This is a genomic window from Citrobacter sp. Cpo071 (assembly GCF_030332765.1).
GTDB classification, from domain to species: Bacteria; Pseudomonadota; Gammaproteobacteria; order Enterobacterales; family Enterobacteriaceae; genus Citrobacter; species Citrobacter portucalensis.
The window spans coordinates 612183-630461 of record NZ_JAOWHE010000085.1 but is presented as its reverse complement, the minus strand read 5'-3'; the positions used below and the strand labels follow the sequence as shown (position 1 = coordinate 630461).

Sequence of the window (18279 nt, the reverse complement as noted above, 5' to 3'; positions counted from 1 at the left end):
AGTCTGGAGACTTCTCAGCCTGCTTTGTTGTCATTGTCATACCGCACGAATTACTCATTCATCACTCTTTAACTGATTAAAAGTTTGTTATATGGTTTTATCTAGTGCACTATATAATCATCTACAAGATAACGGATTGGCATATGAGCATGCAGTCACGACAGGAAATAGGGACACAACTTTCGTTTGCCCTCTATGGTGCGGCGAGCCGCATGAACCGGTTACATAAGCCGTTGCTGGACCCGCTGGGGCTAACCTTTCCCCAGTATCTGGTCATGCTGGAGTTGTTTAACGGAACCCCACGCACCGTGGGTGATATCGGGAATAAGCTCGGCATGGATACCGGCACCATTACCCCCCTTCTCAAACGGCTTGAGGCTGCCGGACGCATAGTTCGCATGCGGGATCGCGCTGACGAAAGGCGAGTCCTCATTACTCTTACGGATGACGGGCTCGCTTTGCAAAGCGAGCTGTGGCACGTAACCGAAAAAATCAAATCAGCCTGTCAGTTATCGGATGCGAAGCTCGAGGAGTTACGAGATACCCTCAATAACTTTGCCCATCCCGCTGATAACTGATCATCCTCCACTCAGACAAAAGGTACTGGTATGAAAATAGGCATTATTGGCGCTGGAAACATTGGTGCGACTCTGGCACATAAGCTCTCTGTGCAGGGCCATGAGGTCAAACTGGCTAACTCAAGGGGACCGGAAACAATTGCAGAGATTGCGCGAAGAGCTGGGGCACTGGCGGTTGAGCGTCAGGAAGCCGTACGAGATGTGGATGTCATCATCCTCTCTACGCCCTTTGATAAGCATGCTGAACTGGCTGAACTCTTGCGTGATGTTCCGGAGAGCGTGATCGTCATTGATACGTCTAACTACTATCCCTTCCGCGACGGGGACATTGAAGAGATCCGTGAAGGCAAACCTGAAAGCGTGTATGCCAGTGAAATAGTCAAACGCCCTCTTGTCAAAGCCTGGAACGCTGTTCTGGCCGAGACGCTTAAAGATAAAGGGCTGGTTGCCGGTTCACCCTCACGTATCGCTATTCCGGTTGCCGGCGACAGTACGGTAGCAAAATCTGTTGCACTAGAACTGGTCAGTCAGACCGGTTTCGATGCAGTTGATGCCGGTACGCTTAGCGAATCATGGCGGCAACAGCCCGGCACGCCAGCCTACTGTACTGAGCTAAAAACCGGAGAGCTTGAAGCAGCCCTTAAGGCAGCGGATAAAACTCGCGCTCCACTAAACAGAGATGCGTTGATCAAGGAGTTTATGTCTGCAGGCGAACAACTCACTCATGATGCCATCGTTAAACGTAACCGTGCAGTAACGGCCTGAGCCAAAAAGGGGATGTTATGATTAATTATGAAAAGTACCGGATTGCTGTTCTGGGAACCGGCCATATCGGTAAAACGCTTGCTCGCAGTCTCGCCTCTGCCGGTCACTCCGTTAAGGTTGCAAATTCACGTGGGCCTGAAACGATAGCCCCCGACGTGCTTGAAACGGGCGCTGAAGCAGCCGATGCAGCCAGTGCAGTACAGGATGCACAGGTTGTCATCCTGTCCATACCTATGGCAAAGGTTGCGGATATCGCGCCTCTGATCCGGACATTACCCAGTCATGTTATCGTTGCTGACACGTCGAACTATTACCCACATCGCGACGGAATCATCGATGGGTTCTCAGATGGTCAGGTCGAAAGCGCGTGGGTAGCGCATCTCCTGAACCGTCCACTGGTGAAGGCCTGGAATGCAATAGGTTCAGATTCTCTCGCTACAAAAGGTAAAGCAGAGGGTACAGCAGGACGTATTTCAATTCCGGTGGCAGGGAATATCGTAGAGCACAAAAAATTGATTATGCGTCTTGTCAGTGATACGGGGTTTGACGCCTTCGATGCAGGTACAGTTGAGGAGTCATGGCGTCAACAACCGGGTGCACCTTGCTACTGTACTGACCTCACATTTGATGAAATGAAGTCAGCGATCGCCGCAACGGAAAAAACACGGCTGCCTGCGCGTCGGGATATTGCTGTTCAGGCAATTCAGGAGCGAATGGGCGATAAGCAATCCAATCCGACTGCAGATTATATTGTTCGATTACACCGGGCTCTTTTTATGTAATCCGTAAGCCATATTTCATTTATCGATGTATGAGCGAAAATGCAAACATCTGCTCTTCGCTCATAAGAGACAACCATACTCAAATCTCCCACATTGCAGGAGATTTGAGTATGAACACGTCACCGTGGAATAAAGACCGTATCATAGGCCAAAAAAGACCACTTCAGATATCTCATATCTGGGGGATCCGAATCCGGCTTGAACTGGAAGGTAAAACGCGTGATTTAGCTCTGTTCAATATGGCCTTAGACAGTAAGCTACGAGGCTGCGATCTGGTGAACCTCAAAGTATCTGATGTTGCATATGGTAGCTCGGTTTCAAGCAGAGCAACGGTGCTGCAACAGAAAACCGGTAGCCCTGTGCAATTTGAGATAACCAAAGGGACAAGAGAAGCTGTTGCTGCATTGATAAAGCTTGGCAATTTGCACAGTAAAGACTTCTTGTTTCGGTCTCGGATCGGAACTAACCGGCACATATCAACCCGACAATACAGCCGAATTTTTCATGGGTGGGTAGAAAAGCTTGGTCTCGATGCTTCGCTTTACAGCACACATTCCATGAGAAGAACAAAACCTTACCTGATATACAAGAAAACCAAGAATCTTCGGGTGATCCAACTTCTGTTGGGCCATAAGAAACTGGAAAGCACTGTCCGTTATCTAGGCATCGAAGTCAATGATGCGTTAGAGATCTCTGAATCGATTGAAGTCTAAGGTTGTCAGGGCTGCAACAGCAGCCCTGTGCCATAAACGGACGTTAAGCACGAACTCTAATGGTTAATGTCGACACGTATATTCAGCGACCTCTGTAATGGAGTTGGATTACTGCTGTGGATTGATTTTTAACAAAAATGTCAAATGAATTAACTTATATTGCTTATTAGGGAAAATTACTTTCAGTGATTTAGTTCACATTTTTATGGATGCTTGTTGTATTAAAAATCTGCCGAATTATATTTTGTAATCGATTACTTTTTTAATGAGAACGATAATGATTAAAAACTCGATTTTTTGTGGAGTCCTTATGATGGCAAGCATGGTGGGGTATGCCCGCACCGAAGCGCAGGACGATATTGCTATTCAGATGTACACGCTTAGAAATGTTGGTAATACCGATGCACAGTTTGCCATGGCTAAAAAAGCGGGATTTTCACATGTAGAACTTGTCGGTGATCATCACATGGATTTACCGACAATGAAGGAAACGTTGAAAAAATATCAGCTTAACGTTATTTCATCGCATGTACAGCTATCTGCTCTTGAGAGCGAGCGCGGAAAAATTGTTGCTTTTAACAAAGGCATAGGAAACTTTCACCTCGTTGTCCCATGGATTGAGGTTAATGAACGACCTACGACAAAACAGGGATGGATAGATTACGCCAGGAGGCTTGATCGTATGGGGGAGGCGTTAAGAAATGAAGGAATGTCGTTGTCTTACCATAATCATAATTTTGAGATGAAGAAGTATGATGATGTGACAGCCCTGGATTTGATTATGAAGCATACCCACAAGAATAATCTTAGCCTTGAACTCGATGTGGCATGGGCTGCACGTGGAGGACAGGATCCTGCGTCAATAATTGCAAGATATTCAGGACGCGTCTATGCGATTCATGCAAAAGATAACGCTGCTATCGGGATTCGTGATGACGAAATGAATTTCACTCCGGCAGGTGAAGGTTTGCTGGAATGGCGCTCAATCATCAGTGCGGGGAGAAGCAGTGGGGTTGAGTGGTATATTGTTGAGCATGACGCGCCAAAAGATCCCTAGACTATCATAACGACCTCACGTCATAACCTTAAGGAAATGCTTCAAAAACATCCGTAACAGGTTATGAAATTCAGGCTCAGGTGATTTGCGAATCCCTGAGCCTGATTCAGGCTGAAACTGCATGTGTTAGTTCTATTTCTTCTCTCAGAGTTTCGATAAGTTCCTTTAATCCCTGGGGAACTTGTCTGTGACCTGGATAGTACAGATACATCGGCTCTTCCAGAGGAGCCCATTCAGGAAGGACAATCCTGAGCCTGCCGTCACGAATATAATCACTCACCCGGTCTTCGAGGCAGTAAGCAATACCGACGCCGGACAGCGCCAGCTCAATTGCCAGCGCCGTTTCGCTCACACAGAGCTGCCCCCTGACGTCAACTACGCGATAGTCTTCTCCTTTACGGAATTCCCATTTGTAGATGACGCCTTGCCCGGTGCGCAGTTGAATGCAGTTATGCAGGCGCAGATCCTCAGGCACGGCAGGGGGAGTATGTTGATAAAGATAGCGTGGCGATGCCACCGCTACCCATCTGAGTTCTCCCCCCAGGCGGACTGCAACGAGATCTTCAGGAACGGTTCCGCCAAAGCGGATCCCGGCATCAAATCCTTCCTGGACGATATCGACCATTCTGTCATCAACGCTGATTTCGAGTTCCACTTCAGGATATTTGCTGATAAAGCGTGGAAGATGTCGCGCCATGATGAGGCGTGCTCCGTCACTCAGCACATTAAGCCTGAGCTTTCCAACGGGCCGATCGCGCATGCGGTTAATTTCCTCAAGCGCGTCGCCTATTTCTTTAAAGCCTGTTTCAAGACGCAGAGCAAGGCTTGCGCCCGCTTCGGTCGGAGAGACCGTACGGCTTGTTCTGTTCAACAACCTGACACCCAGGCGCGTCTCGAGATTGCGTATGGTATGGCTCAGCGCAGAGGTGGTGATCCCCAGTTCTATGGCGGCCTTAGTAAAACTGCGCCTTTTCTCAGTGATAAGAAATGCGTTGAGCTCAGCAAGATCGCTTCGGGTGAGCGTGGTAGACAGTCTGGAGGACATGGCGTTAAACCGTTGATTAAAATTCAATGCAATGTCAAATGACATTGCATTAAATCGTTCCTGAAGGATGGTAAGTTTAGATTCATTCAACAAAACGTTGCAACCCGCTGCCACGGCAAACTAACAGTTTTTAATTCCCGGGAGATTTCCGCGTGTTTCATATCTGGACCCTCATTCCAGCGCTTTACGTGCTGTTTCGTTTTATCAGGCCGCTTCCCGCCCCGGTTTCGGTAAAAATAGCCGTCGCAGGCGCAATGATTGTGGCCTGCGAGTTTCATCTGATCACGAAATTATTTACGGGGAATATGTTTTCTCCTGAGATACCAAAACCGTTGCTGCTGCTTACTACCGGGTTTTTCGGTATGACCGTCTTTATGGCAGTCCTGTTAGTACTGCGTGACCTGTTCTGGATATTGCACCGACTGGTATCAGGACGCCGGATGAAATGGCATACAGCTTTCTGGTTTATCCTGCCTGTTCTGGCGGCCATGCTCACAGCGCTGGCCCTGAAAAATGGTACAGCGGTTCCTGAAGTGAAAAAGATAGACGTCACGCTCAGGAGCCTGTCCCCCCGTTTTGATGGTTACCGGATAGTTCAACTGACGGATTTGCACGCCAGCAGACTGCTGCCGCGAAGCTGGATACAGGATGTTGTTACCCGCACCCGTGAGCTCGATGCGAATATGATTGTGGTTACCGGGGATATGATTGATGGCTGGCCAGAAGCGCGTTTCTCCGACATTGAGCCGCTTGGACAGCTGCGGGCTGAGGACGGCGTTTTTGCCGTAACGGGCAATCATGAATATTACTTCGGCGCTGAAAACTGGATCCAGACCTTTGAAAAACTGGGCCTGCATTTTCTTAATAATGCCGGTTACCGTATAAGCCGTGGCAGCGACTCGCTGTATCTGTCGGGCGTGACGGATGTCGTTGCGCCATCATACGGCCTGCCGGGTCCTGATCTGTCCCTGGCCCTGAAGTTTTCCCGCCCGGGTGAAACCGTCATCCTTCTTGACCACAGGCCTGAAAATGCTGACGAGGCCGCAGAAAGCGGAGTTAGCCTTCAGCTTTCCGGACATACTCACGGCGGTATGATTGCCGGTCTCGACAGGCTGGTCGCATCGGCTAATAACGGTTTTGTGTCCGGGCTGTATGAAGCAGGGCCCCTGAAGCTTTACGTCAGCAACGGTTCCGGCATCTGGAACGGTTTTCCCTTCCGGCTTGGAAAACCTGCCGAAATAACGCTTATCACCCTGCATGGCGAAACCAGCAACAGAATTGTTGAATAATACTCATCGTTACTGACTATCTGATTCATCAATAACCGAAAGGAGACGTTTATAGTTTATTTCAGTTCAATATACCACTGCCTGTTGCCGTTCTTTCCTGAACGTTGTGACTCATAAGTTGCACATAGCTGAGAGCCCTTACCCGACTGGTAGCGGTTCTTCTTTTTTGCACCCGGCAGTGAACGGGATCAGGAGTCATAGTCAATGTCTGAACAAACGCTTTCACGGCAGGATGAACGTATTCATCCACCTGTGGGTCTTTTTCCGGCCATGCTTGCGCTGGGCGCGGGCGGATTATGCATCGGAACGGGCGAGTTTGCGCCCATGAGCCTCCTGCCGGATCTTGCGCGGGGAACCGGCGTTTCAATCCCTGCCGCGGGAGGCTATATCAGCGCCTATGCTGCAGGCGTGGTGGTCGGTGCCCCTGCGATCGCGGTGCTTGGCGCGCGCCGGGCCCGTAAAAACCTTCTGCTGATATTGTTAATTATTACACTTGCAGGCTATGCCCTGAGCGCTCTGGCCATGGGCTATAATTCCATGTTCGCAGCACGCTTTATTGCTGGTATGCCTCATGGCGCCTGGTACGGCGTTTCCGCGCTCGTGGCGGCTTCAATGGTCTCGCCACAGCACAAAGCCCGGTATATCGGTTACGTTATGCTGGGACTGGCCGTAGCGAACGTTGCCGGCGTTCCGCTTGTCACATGGGCGGGCCAGACGCTGGGCTGGAGAATCTCTTTCTGGATGGTGGCAGCGGGCCTGGTGCTGACGTCCATAATGGTTATGCTTTTTGTCCCATCCGTGGCGGCCGACAGGTCCGCTTCACCGCTCAAGGAACTTGGCGCGCTGAAGAGCCCACAGATCCTAATGACGTTTGCCGTCGCTTCAGTCAGCTTTGCGGGCATGTTTGCCGTATACAGCTTTATCACCCCGGCGCTGACGAAAGCTGCCGGGTTTTCAACCTCAGCCGTGCCATGGATCCTGGTTCTCTGGGGGGCGGGCATGGTTGCTGGCAACATTATCGGTGGCAGGCTGGCGGACATTGCGCTGATCCCATCCATATTTGGCATCATCGCCTGGAACATCGTCTTTCTGGGCCTGTTTTCCCTTACGGGCACACTGCAGACCCCGGTTCTCATCGTGCTGTTTATGCTCGGGTGCGGATTTTCGCTCGTGCCAGCGCTTCAGGCCCATATGATGAACATTGCCGGTGAGGCACAGACTCTGGCGTCATCCCTGACACACAGCGCGTTTAATATTTCCAATGCGCTTGGCGCAGCTGCAGGCGGTTTCGTTATCGCTTCGAGAGGAAGCTGGCTCTCTACGGGGTGGGTTGGGGCTGCTTTTTCCCTGTTAGCACTTCTTCTTATGTTCTTATCGGTACGCATTACTGACGGGAGAAATCATGAACGATAAAGTCATCAGTACAGGTAACGTTGCCGTAATAACCGGCGCGGCGAGAGGTATTGGCGCTGCGGCGGCAAGGGAGCTGGCACGAAAGGGCATGAAGCTTTGTCTTTTTGACCGGAACAGACAGGCGCTCGAGCAGCTGGCCGGCGAACTGGAGGTTGAAACGCTGCTGGTCACTGGCGACATTACCCGTGATGAAGATCTCCAACAGCTCAAGGACACCGTTTACAGCGCCTGGGGGAAAGTAAATCTGCTGTTTAACAATGCCGGCGTGAAAATAGCTGCCGGAGCCTGTGATTCCCCAACTCTCTGGCGACAGCAGATGGAGGTAAACCTGCTGTCCATGGTTGCCACACAGCATATTTTTCTGCCGGAAATGTTAAAAATGGATGAGAACGGTGCGATCGTTAACCTGGGCTCGAAGGAGGGTATTACGACCCCACCAGGGTTCGCAGCCTATAACGCCTCAAAGGCAGCCGTAAAGGTGCTGACGGAGCAGCTGTCTCATCAGCTTGTGAAGGAAACCGGCATCAGGCTCACCGCTCATCTTCTGGTGCCAGGCTATACCTGGACCGATATGAACGATCCTGGCATGAACGAGCGCAGCGGTAACAAGCCAGATGAAGCGTGGATGGCTGCGCAGGTTATTGACTATTTCCTCCCGCGCTTTGAGCGGGGTGACTTCTATATCATCTGCCCTGATAACGCTGTGACCAGCGAGATGGATGCTAAGCGTATCCTCTGGGCCGCCCAGGATATGCTGGACAACCGCCCGGCCCTGTCGCGCTGGCATCCTGACTGGAAGACGGCTTTTGAACGCTGGATGAAAAACTGATGTGTCATCGGTAGCCCGCTCCGGGGCTGGTTGCCTAAAAGATGAAATGAGGTCGTCAGCAACCATGCTTTTGGCATTGTATTTATGCTGATGAAAGAGGCGCCGGGCTGATGCCCGGCGCCGTGCGGATTTACTTTTTTGTGGCAGAGTCGGGTTCAGAAATGATTCGGTGACGCTGAGCCTTATGTGACTCACTCATCATTCTGTTCATCACCTCGCCCTCATATTCGGCATATTCACTGCCATAGACAAATTCATGTCCTGTCATCAGGGCATACCAGGCACGTTTTGCCACTTCTTTCGGATCGTCCTTTTTCATCGAACCTACGGTCGTGCTGGCCTGTCCTGCATTTTTGAAGAAATTGGTCTCCGTTGCCCCAGGCATCAGAAGCGTCATTGATAAACCGCTCCCCATCAGCTCGTTACGTATGGCGTAAAAAAAGGAGTTTACGAAAGCCTTTGACGCCCCGTAAACCGCTTCGAAAGGTATTGGCGCCGAGCCGGAAAGCGACGATGTGATAAGAACGTGCCCGTTATCCTGCTCAACGAGCCGCGGGATAAATATTTTAGAAAGATGTACCACAGCATCAACGTTGAGCCGGATTAATCTAAGCTCTTTTTCAAGATCGGTACCGTCGATAAACGCGCCGCCGAGTCCCTGGCCGGCGTTGATGATCAGTGCATTAGGGGCTAAACCGGCATCATCCATTCTGGCCTGCAGGTCTGTTATCTGGTCATACTCACTCAGGTCAGCACTGAACGCGTGTACGTTAACTGAAAAACGTTTTTGCAGGTTTTCACCCGTGGCTGAAAGTTTTTTTTCATCCCTGGCGACGATGACAAGATCGTATCCGTTAGCTGCAAATTCTTCAGCAAGTGCAAGGCCGATACCGTTGCTCGAGCCAGTAATAAGAGCCAGTTTTTTCTCACTCATATGATTCTCCGGTTAAAGGGGTTAACCGGCCATGTGCAGGCCGGTAGCAAAGGAGGGCGCGTGAGCATCACACGCTATCGGTCCAGCGGTGCGCTGGGCGATATCCCAGGACGCGCATTGCCTTTTCGCTGCTGAGTGCTGACTCATTACCTACAAAATTTTTACGCTGTTCAACGCCTGGATAGTAGCGGTCCAGAAGTTCCTGTGTGGGGGTTCGCATGCAGGTCACATCGCTGGTAATAAAGAACTCATCTTTACCCCTGACATCATATTCGACAGCTTTCTCAATCGCCTGGGCTACATCCCGGACGTCAACATAAGTCCACATATTCCATTGCCTTACGGCAGGATCGTTCTGCCAGCTTTCAAACTGCGCGTACTCTTCCGGCGCCATAACATTAGAAAGCCGCAGACAGGTAATGCGCATGTCAGCGTTATTAAGGCAGAACTGACGGGCCATCTCTTCACCCAGCACTTTAGTCAGCGCATAAATGCTGATCCCCCGGGCCGGGTAGTGCTCATCCACCGGAACATAGGGGGCATCCCACTGGTCGTAAGGCACGCCGGTAGGGACTTCGCTCGATGACCAGATGATATTTTTTATTCCCAGCCGCCTGGATGCCTCAAATACGTTGAAGGTAACCAGCATATTATTTCTGAACTCGTCAGAATCAGGGATCATTCGGGGGTGAGGAATACTGGCAAGGTGAACCACGGCATCAAAGGCTGCAGGTTCAGGTCGTGAATAAACGTCTTCCCCGACGGAGGAAAGTGCGTCGAGCGTTGCACCAAAATCCTCTAAATCCGCGATCATCGCTGGATGGGCATCGGTTACGGGCTCTTTTTTATCGATGAGAAACAGGTCATAACCGGCTTTCTCAAGCCATTCTACTGTCACCCTGCCAATTTTCCCTGAAGCACCGGTAATGGCTATACGTTTTTTATCTGACATACTTCGTCCTTATGGTTGAGGTGCAAATCAACCCTAAGTTTTGTCGACAAAAAACAATATGTGATGAGACAGACTAAAAGCTTCTATTAATTCAATTCATCAATCGAAGTTTGTTTGTAGAACAGGCAGAATCCGTGAACTGATAAGAGGGCTTACACTGAAGCTCCAAAAATGAATGTCCGCTTATCGCTCACAGCGGACATTTAAACTGGTCAATTTATCCGCACCGAGCCAGAATCGGGCGTGGCTAAACAGTCTGAGTTGATCAATGGGGAAACAGATCAAATGCTTAGAGGCGGTGCCTGATGTCCAGACCTATCAAATAGGCTTGCTCCTATCACCATTCCTCACGCCTTGCCGGTGAATCAAACTCCTTTTCTACAAAATTCGTAGGCTTTGTATAAGTTGAAAGAGGTGCAGAACTGAGCGAAATCTCCACCCCTAAAATATTTAACACTTTGTATAGACGCTCAAAACTTGCTTTTGAAGGATTTGCTTCAAGGCGAGCATAAGTCTGCTGAGTTACACCCAACATGGCAGATAATTCTCTTTGAGTTAATCCTTTTGATTTACGAAAACCAATTAAAAGTGGACGTAACTGGCTTAGAAGTCTAACGGGAAAAATAGTATCCATAAGTACGTGGCCATATCGATTTCTTCATAATAAATTCAATCCTCGTAAAAAACAGCCTGTAAGGTGTTTTATTACTTTACAGTTTAAAAGGTGTAAGGATGAACTCGTTGTTTAACTAGTACTGCTTGAATTTTAAAGGTTGCATTTCGCTCTGGCTGGGATTATATTTATTAAGGACTAGCATATAGTGGTGTACGCTGTTAACCTCATTGTAATGAGGCTGATCAGGGTATGAAGGGAGAGGGCGGACTCTGCTTCGCCCTCTCTCTTTCATGAACTTATTTAACTTTAAATATTTTTTAAAAGTCATTGCTTTATTGCAATGGTTTTATTAAAAATCCCAATCAATGTGTTTATTTTTTCATTTATCTTAATTTGCTTTTTCTCTTGTTCGAGAGAAAGTTTCCTGAATTCATTTTCCCTGCTCGGCACGGCAATTATCAATTCTTCATAAATCTCCTTTGCTCCTGATACTTTTTCCAACTCGCTGCTGTATTTTTCAATAAGAGTTCTTATTTGAATGTTTACATTGCTATGTTCATGACTGGTAGCACTTGAAATAAATTGACAGGGGCTTTTTTTGGGTGCCTCAATTAACTCTACATTTTCCTTTACGACATTGAATTCAGATGTAGCTGAGTATAAATATTGATACGCACCTAGTTTTCTTACTTTATTTAACAATCCCTTTCTAACCAGACCTTGAATTTGGTTATAAGCAAAAGCTTTTGCTTTTAAATAATTTTTCGGAAGTGAAAATCGCTCGATAAGAATTTTCGCTACTTCGTTACTGGTGAAGTTATCTTTGCCAATATAGATGATTGCAGAAAATATGTACGACTCAGGGTTGGTTACTCTACTATTCATATCACTAAAAAAAGGCTGTTAACTTAGGATTGCTAAGTATACAACAATGACAGATACTTAGACAATCTAAGCATCCGAGGCCGATGAAGATGATTCAGTGTCAGAAAAAAACCCGATACCAGAACGACTTAAAGAAGCGAGATGCAGGGCGGGACTATCACAGCGCTCTCTGGGGCTACTTATTGGCTTTGATCCCGCATCGGCTAGTAGTCGTATGAATCACTATGAGAAAGGGCGCCATGTCCCCGACATTGATACGCTTCGACGGATGGCGGCAGAGTTAAACGTGCCGTTGAACTACTTTTTTTGTGATGATCAGACGACAGCAGAACTTGCATTACTCATATCCCGAATGACAGAGGAAGAGCGAAGTAAACTTATCGAAGCACTCAAAACGTCTTCAGGTGACAACACTGCTGACAAAAAATGATGTTGTACAAACGCCTGCTAAACTTTGAAGGTAACAAAAGTGCAGTGCAATAAACCAAGCAGGGCATTACAGTAGTAGACGCCCTCTGAGAAAATGGGCTCTAATGAGTGGGCGTTGAAAGTTGCAATGCTCATCTTTCGAATAGAGCAAGGTGTTTATTCATGAGTTCGTAGTGCGAATATACCGCTATATCTATCATTGATCTTTTTTCCTTTTGTGTAATTCCATGATCAAATGCGGAGCAAGAAGGCTTTCTACCGGTATAACCGTATTGACTTTTACCGCTTTGACAATTTCAATCAATGACAAGGTATTCTGAGCTAGTTGTTCGCGAAGCTCTTTATTCTCTTCCTGTAACTGCTGATTACGACCAAGCAAGGCCTGCCGAGTCTTACGGTTCACATACTGCTGTTTTTCTTTGGGACGAAGATTCAGAGGCGATAGTTGTTGATCGACATAGGCTGCAATAAGACGCCTTCGTTCAATGTTACTTAATGTACTTAAGCCACCATTAATGATTCCTTTTGATTTAAGTCTGGCATGTAAGTTTTTAGCTGAAATAGGCGATTTATCAAACCCTTCAATCAACATCAACTGGAGTTCATGCTCTATCTGAGTATCCAATTCTTTACCACGCATTAGTTTTCTTCCTCTTTGTTTTTATGGTGCTCGAGGGCAAATAATTGAGCTAAAGTACGAATTTCACCTTCCACTTTTATCTCTCCAGACAGAATCTCTTGAGCAGAGAGAACTTGTAACAAGTTTGAGCGCCTGCGTAATTGCTCGCTTAAGGCATCCAGGTGAGTTAGATTTTCTTCGATATTGCCTTGTATTAACTGGTTGTCTGGAAGGGCCGCGATATACTGTTCAAAAGCGAGCGAAGCCTCGTTTAATGCCCGACCTTTTACTGCAATAGTTGAGTATTCATCAATACGACCTGTCAACGTGAAATGCTCACAGGGTTTCAATGCTTGGCACTTCATTCGATAAGGGCATCCCCACAAGTTAACGTCTCTCATGCAGGAGCCCAGTTTTAATGGATGCAATACCGCATGCCTTTGTACCATCTCAGACGCTTGTAATGGCCCTTCATTTTTACTGATTTCCTCGAAAGCAGCGGCTATGTCTTCGAATAATCCATCCCCTGACGACGCTTCAATGAAACCAGCAACATCGTTACGATCATCAAAGGTATGCAGGTTTGCCTTTATGTTGGTTTCCAGAGTTTGGGTACTATTAAACGTCATTAAACCGCTTTGCTTTACCATATCGAGAGGTGAATCAACGTCAACAGCAGTAAATGCTGACTGCTCCGGTACGGTTGGAACTAAAGGGGTTAGAGAAGCTGCTTTTCGCCGTTCCTTGAGAGCCAGGTGCTGATAATGCTGATTTTGAGTAATATCAACACGCCCCATCAACATCGCTTGTAAGTGGTCTGAGATCTCTGCAATTGCGAGAAAAGTATTAATGTTGTGTCGAGGGATATGCGTTCGGAGCTGAGTAGGGCGGCCGTCATCTTCAAGCAACCTGTATTTGCTGAAAACAGATACATAGCCAGCAACGTTACCTAGAAATTTGTTTAGGCCGTTATTATTTAGTGGTAGTGGCGTGGCTTTTAGTTGCAACACTCTCTTGAGAGTCAGTGATCCTTTGGGGAAAAGGAACAATAGCTCTTCATATTTAATCTCATATCTTTTGCCATTTTCTGCCCATGCATGAGTACAGGGAGTATTTGCACTGCTATCACCGAATTCACTTTTAAGAAAATGACTAAGATCAGACTTTGTAAAATATTTTTCTTTTTCATTACCTGATTTAAGGATGACTTTTGCCGGTATAAAGCCACGTTTCTCTAATGCTTTCGAAGCTTTATCACGTAAGCCTGCACGCCCCCGAAGCTCTGATGAGGACTGGACCATGTGTTTTACAATATCATCAAGCTCAACGAGTTCACTGGTAATATCACTGATTGGCTTTGGTAAATAATCAGAAAATTTTTTTGATCGTAAATATTCGATATGTTTGCGAAACTCAGTTGTTAGTAACTTCACCGACTTAAATATATTTTCGACCAGAGGTACAGCTAAAGGCTCGACCCAATGCGTTCGTTCGCCAGCCCCCTTAACACCAACATAGCGTATGCCAAGAAAATAATCTGGCAATCCTTTATTCCGCAGACGTTTGCTGAGATCAGAGTTATCTATATGTCGTTTGACCAAGGCATCCTGTCTGAGATTGAATGCCTCAACAGAACGGAATCCAGTGACGATCAGTAACAGAAGACAATTGAGGGCTATCTTTTCAGTACTGCTTTCAATTCGCTGGATTAACGACACGATATTGAGGAAACCTTTAATGGTAATCAGTGTATCTTCACCATCAGTGGAAGTATCATCCAGCTTGTCTTTTTCTTTTAGTGAGATTGTTTCCCGGGCTTTCCGGGTCAAATTAGTCTGATTGGTATAACAATCATCGGAAACATATTGCAATGTTACTAATGTGAAGGCGTGATGGTTTACTAATTTCTGAATCTTAACACAACGCCCCTTGTAGTTGGCTAGGTTGGTATCACCTGGCCGGGAAGCTGCACTCAGAGTATCCATTGCGCTACGTACGACATCTGTAGTCAGATAGATGGGATGTGTTTGCCCAGTTAACTTAATGAGAGCGCAGTACCATCGTTTCAAAATAATCAGCGTTGCGACAGCAACCGCAGAGGAAATACTGCGATTTCTCCCTCGATAGACGAGTACGAGCATCGCTTTCATGAACAACTGATAAGGCTCGGATACTGTATGGCGATCATCGATCCCTTTGAGCCGGTTAACCTCATCAAAACGTAATAAATTAGCCCCATTGCCACGTAACCAGCCGGAGCCTTTGATCCCACATATCCAGACAAAGCTATCCCATGATTCTGCAAAATCTGCTGCCAGATTCTCTTCGAACCAAGCTTTCTGTTCTATGATAAAAGTCTCAAAGTTCGCTATATTTTTTTTCATTTCCCACAACCTCTGACGTTATGCAAATGACAACGGGCAATCACTGACTTGATTTCTATTTGCGTCGTCTCGTGGATAGAAATTAGTGGATTGAGAGCATTACCAACACTATCTGATACTGCTATCAGCTCATCGACTTCTTTAGAGACGCTATTCAATACGCCCTGGTGATGGCCATCAAGGAAAGGGCGGTAATATAAGCAACCATAGCAGCAACGAACTTCACAGAAGGGGCATTCATCATCGGTTCTCGCACAGCCACCGATCTCATAGTGTAATCGATCACCAACCATACCAACCACTCGTCGACCTTCCCATTCTTTTGAAGGAACTAGTTTCCCAGTAAGCATCATAGCCACCATGTTTTGCCACACAGGGTTAGAACCGAGTGCTTTAGCGCGGATCAATGCCAAGGCTGGGGTCGCACGGATGTAGTGCTTTGCTACAACCAGAGATGAATGGCCGAGAATGTGAGCAATTTCCTCTGCACTAGCGCCCTGCATTGCAAGTGAGTGACCAACGTTGTGGCGCAAATCAGTTGATGTTATTGAAGGTAGGGCGGCTTCACCGCACGATACGGCAAACTGGTAATCTTGTGGGCTAAAGGATAGAATCGTTTGGCTAATCGACTGAGAAACAAATTTAGGTGCTGATCCCCCCATATTAAACATTTTATCGGTAGGTAATAATCTGGCTTCATCTATATAATGCTTAACCAGTGCACCGATTTCTGGCGGGAGCGCCAGAATCAACCGATCAGTAGTGACGTGTCTTTGTTTAGCATAAGGTAAAAGAACGCTATAACGAACCAACCCTGTTGTCGTATTGCAAGTATCGATTCGAAAGTCACCAGCAGCCAATTTAGCTAACTGAACCGGACGACTACCTGTGACATAACTTAGCCCCAGAACAGTGGCATTGCGAAGGTCCACCAGATTGTATTTTCTGCCTCGTGAGATAGCGGCAGCCATTTCAAAAAGACCTTTGCTGATCATGTTCTTTTCAAATGGGTCAAGAATATTATCTATGTTTTGATATACATTCCAATCATTTGAATTAGGGCGAGGGATCAATTCAAGGTCTTCGTAGTCATCTAAAGTAAAACCCGGAAATTCATCTACACAAAGAATTTTCAGACCAAAAACAATACAAAAAAAATAAGTCGGCAATAAGTTTTCCTTTTCAAGGAAAGAACTTAACAATTTAAAGTTAAACACTCCTTGCTTCGAAGCATATTCAATTGCGTCTAGCCATGCGCGATGCACACGATAAATAGTCCCAGGAGATTTTGATGATGCATAACGGTATAATATATACTTAATTAGTTTAGTCGTGTAATCATCCGTTTTGAAATTAATGTGTGACTGGCTACCTGAGTAATGGAACACCCAATCATTAGTCTCTGCAAATATATTCTTGTCATCAAAAACATCAGCTGACCTTAAGTGGATTTTTGAAGGGATGTAGAGACTTTTTATTTGTATCATTTGTTCACGTGAAAAAAAGACATGCTTATCTTCGCTTTCTATTGCTGGGATTTTATTCATTTGATAACCTCCCTAAACGCTTGATGTATCAATGAAAAAAATTCATCCTCTGAGGAGTCAGCGGCAATACGTCTGACATTGGAAAAATTAGCTCGCTCAGAAAGAAAACGCCGGGCATAGAATTCTGGCATGCGGCTATTATGACTCCATCCACCTAAAAGACGAAGCTCATCTTTAGCTTCACTCATCAGACCTGCAATAGCGAAATCAACTCCGGCAAGCTTGCAATTTCTCATAACAGACTGATATTTAGCAGCATAAATTCTCTTTAAGATCAAATAAGCCCATGTATGGCGAGTTACGTGTGGGGTTATGCTAACTACAGAATCAATACTTTTTTCATCACTAAATTGCGGGTACTCTTTTTTAAATACACAATCAATTTTTGAGAAAATATCATATATAGAGTGATATGATAGAGGAGGCAAGTTACTTTTTGTTGATGTGAATATGAAGTTATGAGAGGTATTTTTACTTATTTTATCAATGTATATTTTCAAGTGGTTGTAATCATTTATGTCTAACGCTAAAACTCGATGCGCCCATGAGTTTTTTAATGACGGCAATCGTTTTCTTGGATCTCTGACATCATCATCTACAGAGGTCACTATGATACTGAATTGTCCGCCTTGGATGTTAGGTTTAATTGAGTGTTTTTCTAACAGGAGCAATTCACTTACTCGCAAACCATAATTCAAAAGAAGACGACAGATTAAATAATTTCTGAATTGAACTTCTCCAGCAGGGAAGGGATTAAGAGGATTTGGCTTGAAAGACGATTCTGGTCTAATAATCTCATAAAATCTCCTGACCATGTCTGCTGTAAGGCTATTAAAATGTTTGTGTGAATGCTTTTGCTTGCTGGGTCGAAAATCAGAACGATAGGTCGACAAACGCTTGGATAATTGTAAAGCATAACGAGAAAGCTCTTTTGGGGTGCCATCCATATAACGAGGAGAAACGTAAGTATTGATCAGATAGTTTATAAAACGGCAGACTGCATGTACATGATTTATATTAGTATTGTGCTTGCTAATTACTGCATATCCGAGTGTAGGCAACATAAGCTTTCCTGATTCAAGATAATGAAGAAATGCTTCAAGCTCACTAACCGCAATCGAAGGATTGTATCCAGACAATTGGAAGCTCAAGCAGAAAGTGACATCATGTTTTTGATACCAGTACTCATAAAAAAACTTTAGAGCTTGTAGCGTAGATGACTGCGTGGATTCGGAACGTGAAGCTAAGCGATCAATGAGAAAGAGAAGTGGAAACAGAAGCGGTAAGTTAGTAGTGGTGTCAACCAATGTCCAAAGTCGCCGGTTAGGAGCAACGCTCAACTGGTCAAGTACATACATCTGAGACATCCTCAGAGAGGTTCGTGGATATGAAGAAAATAGCTCTTAAACATAACGCCAGCAAACTAAAGATTAAGAGGGGGC

General features: G+C 46.2%; 18 protein-coding genes. 9 read left to right on the top strand and 9 right to left on the bottom strand.

Annotation, left to right across the window (positions count from 1 at the left end):
• Positions 1-143: 143 nt before the first annotated feature.
• From OGY09_RS20210 to OGY09_RS20190, 5 genes are all read left to right on the top strand, one after another.
• Positions 144-578: a MarR family winged helix-turn-helix transcriptional regulator gene (locus OGY09_RS20210; protein WP_174592426.1), complete on the top strand. Its 435-nt coding sequence runs from the start codon at positions 144-146 to the stop codon at positions 576-578.
• Positions 579-608: 30 nt separating this feature from the next.
• On the top strand, positions 609-1343 hold the full coding sequence (locus OGY09_RS20205) for an NADPH-dependent F420 reductase (RefSeq protein WP_049137951.1): 735 nt from the start codon (positions 609-611) through the stop codon (positions 1341-1343).
• A gap of 17 nt (positions 1344-1360) precedes the next feature.
• A complete protein-coding gene (locus tag OGY09_RS20200) occupies positions 1361-2125 on the top strand; it encodes an NADPH-dependent F420 reductase (RefSeq protein WP_042718056.1) in 765 nt (254 codons plus the stop codon).
• Between the two features lie 110 nt (positions 2126-2235).
• On the top strand, positions 2236-2838 hold the full coding sequence (locus tag OGY09_RS20195; RefSeq protein WP_275399008.1) for a site-specific integrase: 603 nt from the start codon (positions 2236-2238) through the stop codon (positions 2836-2838).
• Between the two features lie 277 nt (positions 2839-3115).
• Entirely contained in the window at positions 3116-3895 is a 780-nt protein-coding gene (locus OGY09_RS20190; protein ID WP_202760561.1) for a sugar phosphate isomerase/epimerase family protein, read from the top strand.
• A gap of 106 nt (positions 3896-4001) precedes the next feature.
• On the opposite strand, the gene OGY09_RS20185 is transcribed toward OGY09_RS20190, so the two are convergent.
• On the bottom strand, positions 4002-4985 hold the full coding sequence (locus OGY09_RS20185; protein WP_127353584.1) for a LysR family transcriptional regulator: 984 nt from the start codon (positions 4983-4985) through the stop codon (positions 4002-4004).
• 107 nt (positions 4986-5092) lie between these two features.
• On the opposite strand from OGY09_RS20185, the gene OGY09_RS20180 reads away from it, so the two are divergent.
• The 3 genes from OGY09_RS20180 to OGY09_RS20170 all read left to right on the top strand — a co-directional run bounded on the left by OGY09_RS20180 (position 5093) and on the right by OGY09_RS20170 (position 8471).
• Positions 5093-6229, top strand: coding sequence for a metallophosphoesterase (locus tag OGY09_RS20180; RefSeq protein ID WP_042718060.1), 1137 nt, complete (start codon positions 5093-5095; stop codon positions 6227-6229).
• A gap of 204 nt (positions 6230-6433) precedes the next feature.
• Entirely contained in the window at positions 6434-7642 is a 1209-nt protein-coding gene (locus OGY09_RS20175) for an MFS transporter (protein ID WP_049137808.1), read from the top strand.
• Entirely contained in the window at positions 7632-8471 is an 840-nt protein-coding gene (locus tag OGY09_RS20170) for an SDR family NAD(P)-dependent oxidoreductase (protein ID WP_042718063.1), read from the top strand. Before OGY09_RS20175 ends, OGY09_RS20170 begins: the two co-directional genes overlap by 11 nt.
• A 130-nt stretch (positions 8472-8601) precedes the next feature.
• Here OGY09_RS20170 and OGY09_RS20165 read toward each other — a convergent pair whose 3' ends face one another.
• The 4 genes from OGY09_RS20165 to OGY09_RS20150 form a co-directional block, all read right to left on the bottom strand.
• A complete protein-coding gene (locus OGY09_RS20165) occupies positions 8602-9405 on the bottom strand; it encodes an SDR family NAD(P)-dependent oxidoreductase (RefSeq protein ID WP_042718064.1) in 804 nt (267 codons plus the stop codon).
• Between the two features lie 67 nt (positions 9406-9472).
• Entirely contained in the window at positions 9473-10357 is an 885-nt protein-coding gene (locus OGY09_RS20160; RefSeq protein WP_042718065.1) for an NAD-dependent epimerase/dehydratase family protein, read from the bottom strand.
• 337 nt (positions 10358-10694) lie between these two features.
• Positions 10695-10991 (bottom strand): helix-turn-helix domain-containing protein, encoded by a 297-nt coding sequence (locus OGY09_RS20155; RefSeq protein ID WP_047668715.1) that lies wholly within the window; start codon positions 10989-10991, stop codon positions 10695-10697.
• Between the two features lie 306 nt (positions 10992-11297).
• Positions 11298-11858, bottom strand: coding sequence for a hypothetical protein (locus tag OGY09_RS20150; protein ID WP_042718066.1), 561 nt, complete (start codon positions 11856-11858; stop codon positions 11298-11300).
• 97 nt (positions 11859-11955) lie between these two features.
• On the opposite strand from OGY09_RS20150, the gene OGY09_RS20145 reads away from it, so the two are divergent.
• Entirely contained in the window at positions 11956-12288 is a 333-nt protein-coding gene (locus OGY09_RS20145; protein WP_042718067.1) for a helix-turn-helix domain-containing protein, read from the top strand.
• Positions 12289-12483: 195 nt separating this feature from the next.
• Here OGY09_RS20145 and OGY09_RS20140 read toward each other — a convergent pair whose 3' ends face one another.
• The 4 genes from OGY09_RS20140 to OGY09_RS20125 are packed head-to-tail and all read right to left on the bottom strand — an operon-like array spanning position 12484 to position 18195.
• Positions 12484-12927, bottom strand: a complete 444-nt coding sequence (locus tag OGY09_RS20140; protein WP_042718069.1) for a hypothetical protein — start codon at positions 12925-12927, stop codon at positions 12484-12486.
• Positions 12927-15290, bottom strand: coding sequence for a hypothetical protein (locus OGY09_RS20135; RefSeq protein WP_042718071.1), 2364 nt, complete (start codon positions 15288-15290; stop codon positions 12927-12929). The genes OGY09_RS20140 and OGY09_RS20135 overlap by 1 nt, the downstream gene beginning before the upstream one ends.
• Positions 15287-16837: a site-specific integrase gene (locus tag OGY09_RS20130; RefSeq protein ID WP_042718072.1), complete on the bottom strand. Its 1551-nt coding sequence runs from the start codon at positions 16835-16837 to the stop codon at positions 15287-15289. Before OGY09_RS20130 ends, OGY09_RS20135 begins: the two co-directional genes overlap by 4 nt.
• Positions 16834-18195: a tyrosine-type recombinase/integrase gene (locus tag OGY09_RS20125; RefSeq protein ID WP_059341990.1), complete on the bottom strand. Its 1362-nt coding sequence runs from the start codon at positions 18193-18195 to the stop codon at positions 16834-16836. The genes OGY09_RS20130 and OGY09_RS20125 overlap by 4 nt, the downstream gene beginning before the upstream one ends.
• Between the last annotated feature and the right edge of the window lie 84 nt (positions 18196-18279).

Bases quoted from the DNA above. Each gene is read 5' to 3' on its own strand.
- OGY09_RS20210 (WP_174592426.1), top strand. From the start codon at position 144: ATGAGCATGCAGTCACGACAGGAAATAGGGACACAACTTTCGTTTGCC.
- OGY09_RS20205 (WP_049137951.1), top strand. From the start codon at position 609: ATGAAAATAGGCATTATTGGCGCTGGAAACATTGGTGCGACTCTGGCA.
- OGY09_RS20200 (WP_042718056.1), top strand. From the start codon at position 1,361: ATGATTAATTATGAAAAGTACCGGATTGCTGTTCTGGGAACCGGCCAT.
- OGY09_RS20195 (WP_275399008.1), top strand. From the start codon at position 2,236: ATGAACACGTCACCGTGGAATAAAGACCGTATCATAGGCCAAAAAAGA.
- OGY09_RS20190 (WP_202760561.1), top strand. From the start codon at position 3,116: ATGATTAAAAACTCGATTTTTTGTGGAGTCCTTATGATGGCAAGCATG.
- OGY09_RS20185 (WP_127353584.1), bottom strand. From the start codon at position 4,985: ATGTCATTTGACATTGCATTGAATTTTAATCAACGGTTTAACGCCATG.
- OGY09_RS20175 (WP_049137808.1), top strand. From the start codon at position 6,434: ATGTCTGAACAAACGCTTTCACGGCAGGATGAACGTATTCATCCACCT.
- OGY09_RS20170 (WP_042718063.1), top strand. From the start codon at position 7,632: ATGAACGATAAAGTCATCAGTACAGGTAACGTTGCCGTAATAACCGGC.
- OGY09_RS20165 (WP_042718064.1), bottom strand. From the start codon at position 9,405: ATGAGTGAGAAAAAACTGGCTCTTATTACTGGCTCGAGCAACGGTATC.
- OGY09_RS20160 (WP_042718065.1), bottom strand. From the start codon at position 10,357: ATGTCAGATAAAAAACGTATAGCCATTACCGGTGCTTCAGGGAAAATT.
- OGY09_RS20155 (WP_047668715.1), bottom strand. From the start codon at position 10,991: ATGGATACTATTTTTCCCGTTAGACTTCTAAGCCAGTTACGTCCACTT.
- OGY09_RS20150 (WP_042718066.1), bottom strand. From the start codon at position 11,858: ATGAATAGTAGAGTAACCAACCCTGAGTCGTACATATTTTCTGCAATC.
- OGY09_RS20140 (WP_042718069.1), bottom strand. From the start codon at position 12,927: ATGCGTGGTAAAGAATTGGATACTCAGATAGAGCATGAACTCCAGTTG.
- OGY09_RS20135 (WP_042718071.1), bottom strand. From the start codon at position 15,290: ATGAAAAAAAATATAGCGAACTTTGAGACTTTTATCATAGAACAGAAA.
- OGY09_RS20130 (WP_042718072.1), bottom strand. From the start codon at position 16,837: ATGAATAAAATCCCAGCAATAGAAAGCGAAGATAAGCATGTCTTTTTT.
- OGY09_RS20125 (WP_059341990.1), bottom strand. From the start codon at position 18,195: ATGTATGTACTTGACCAGTTGAGCGTTGCTCCTAACCGGCGACTTTGG.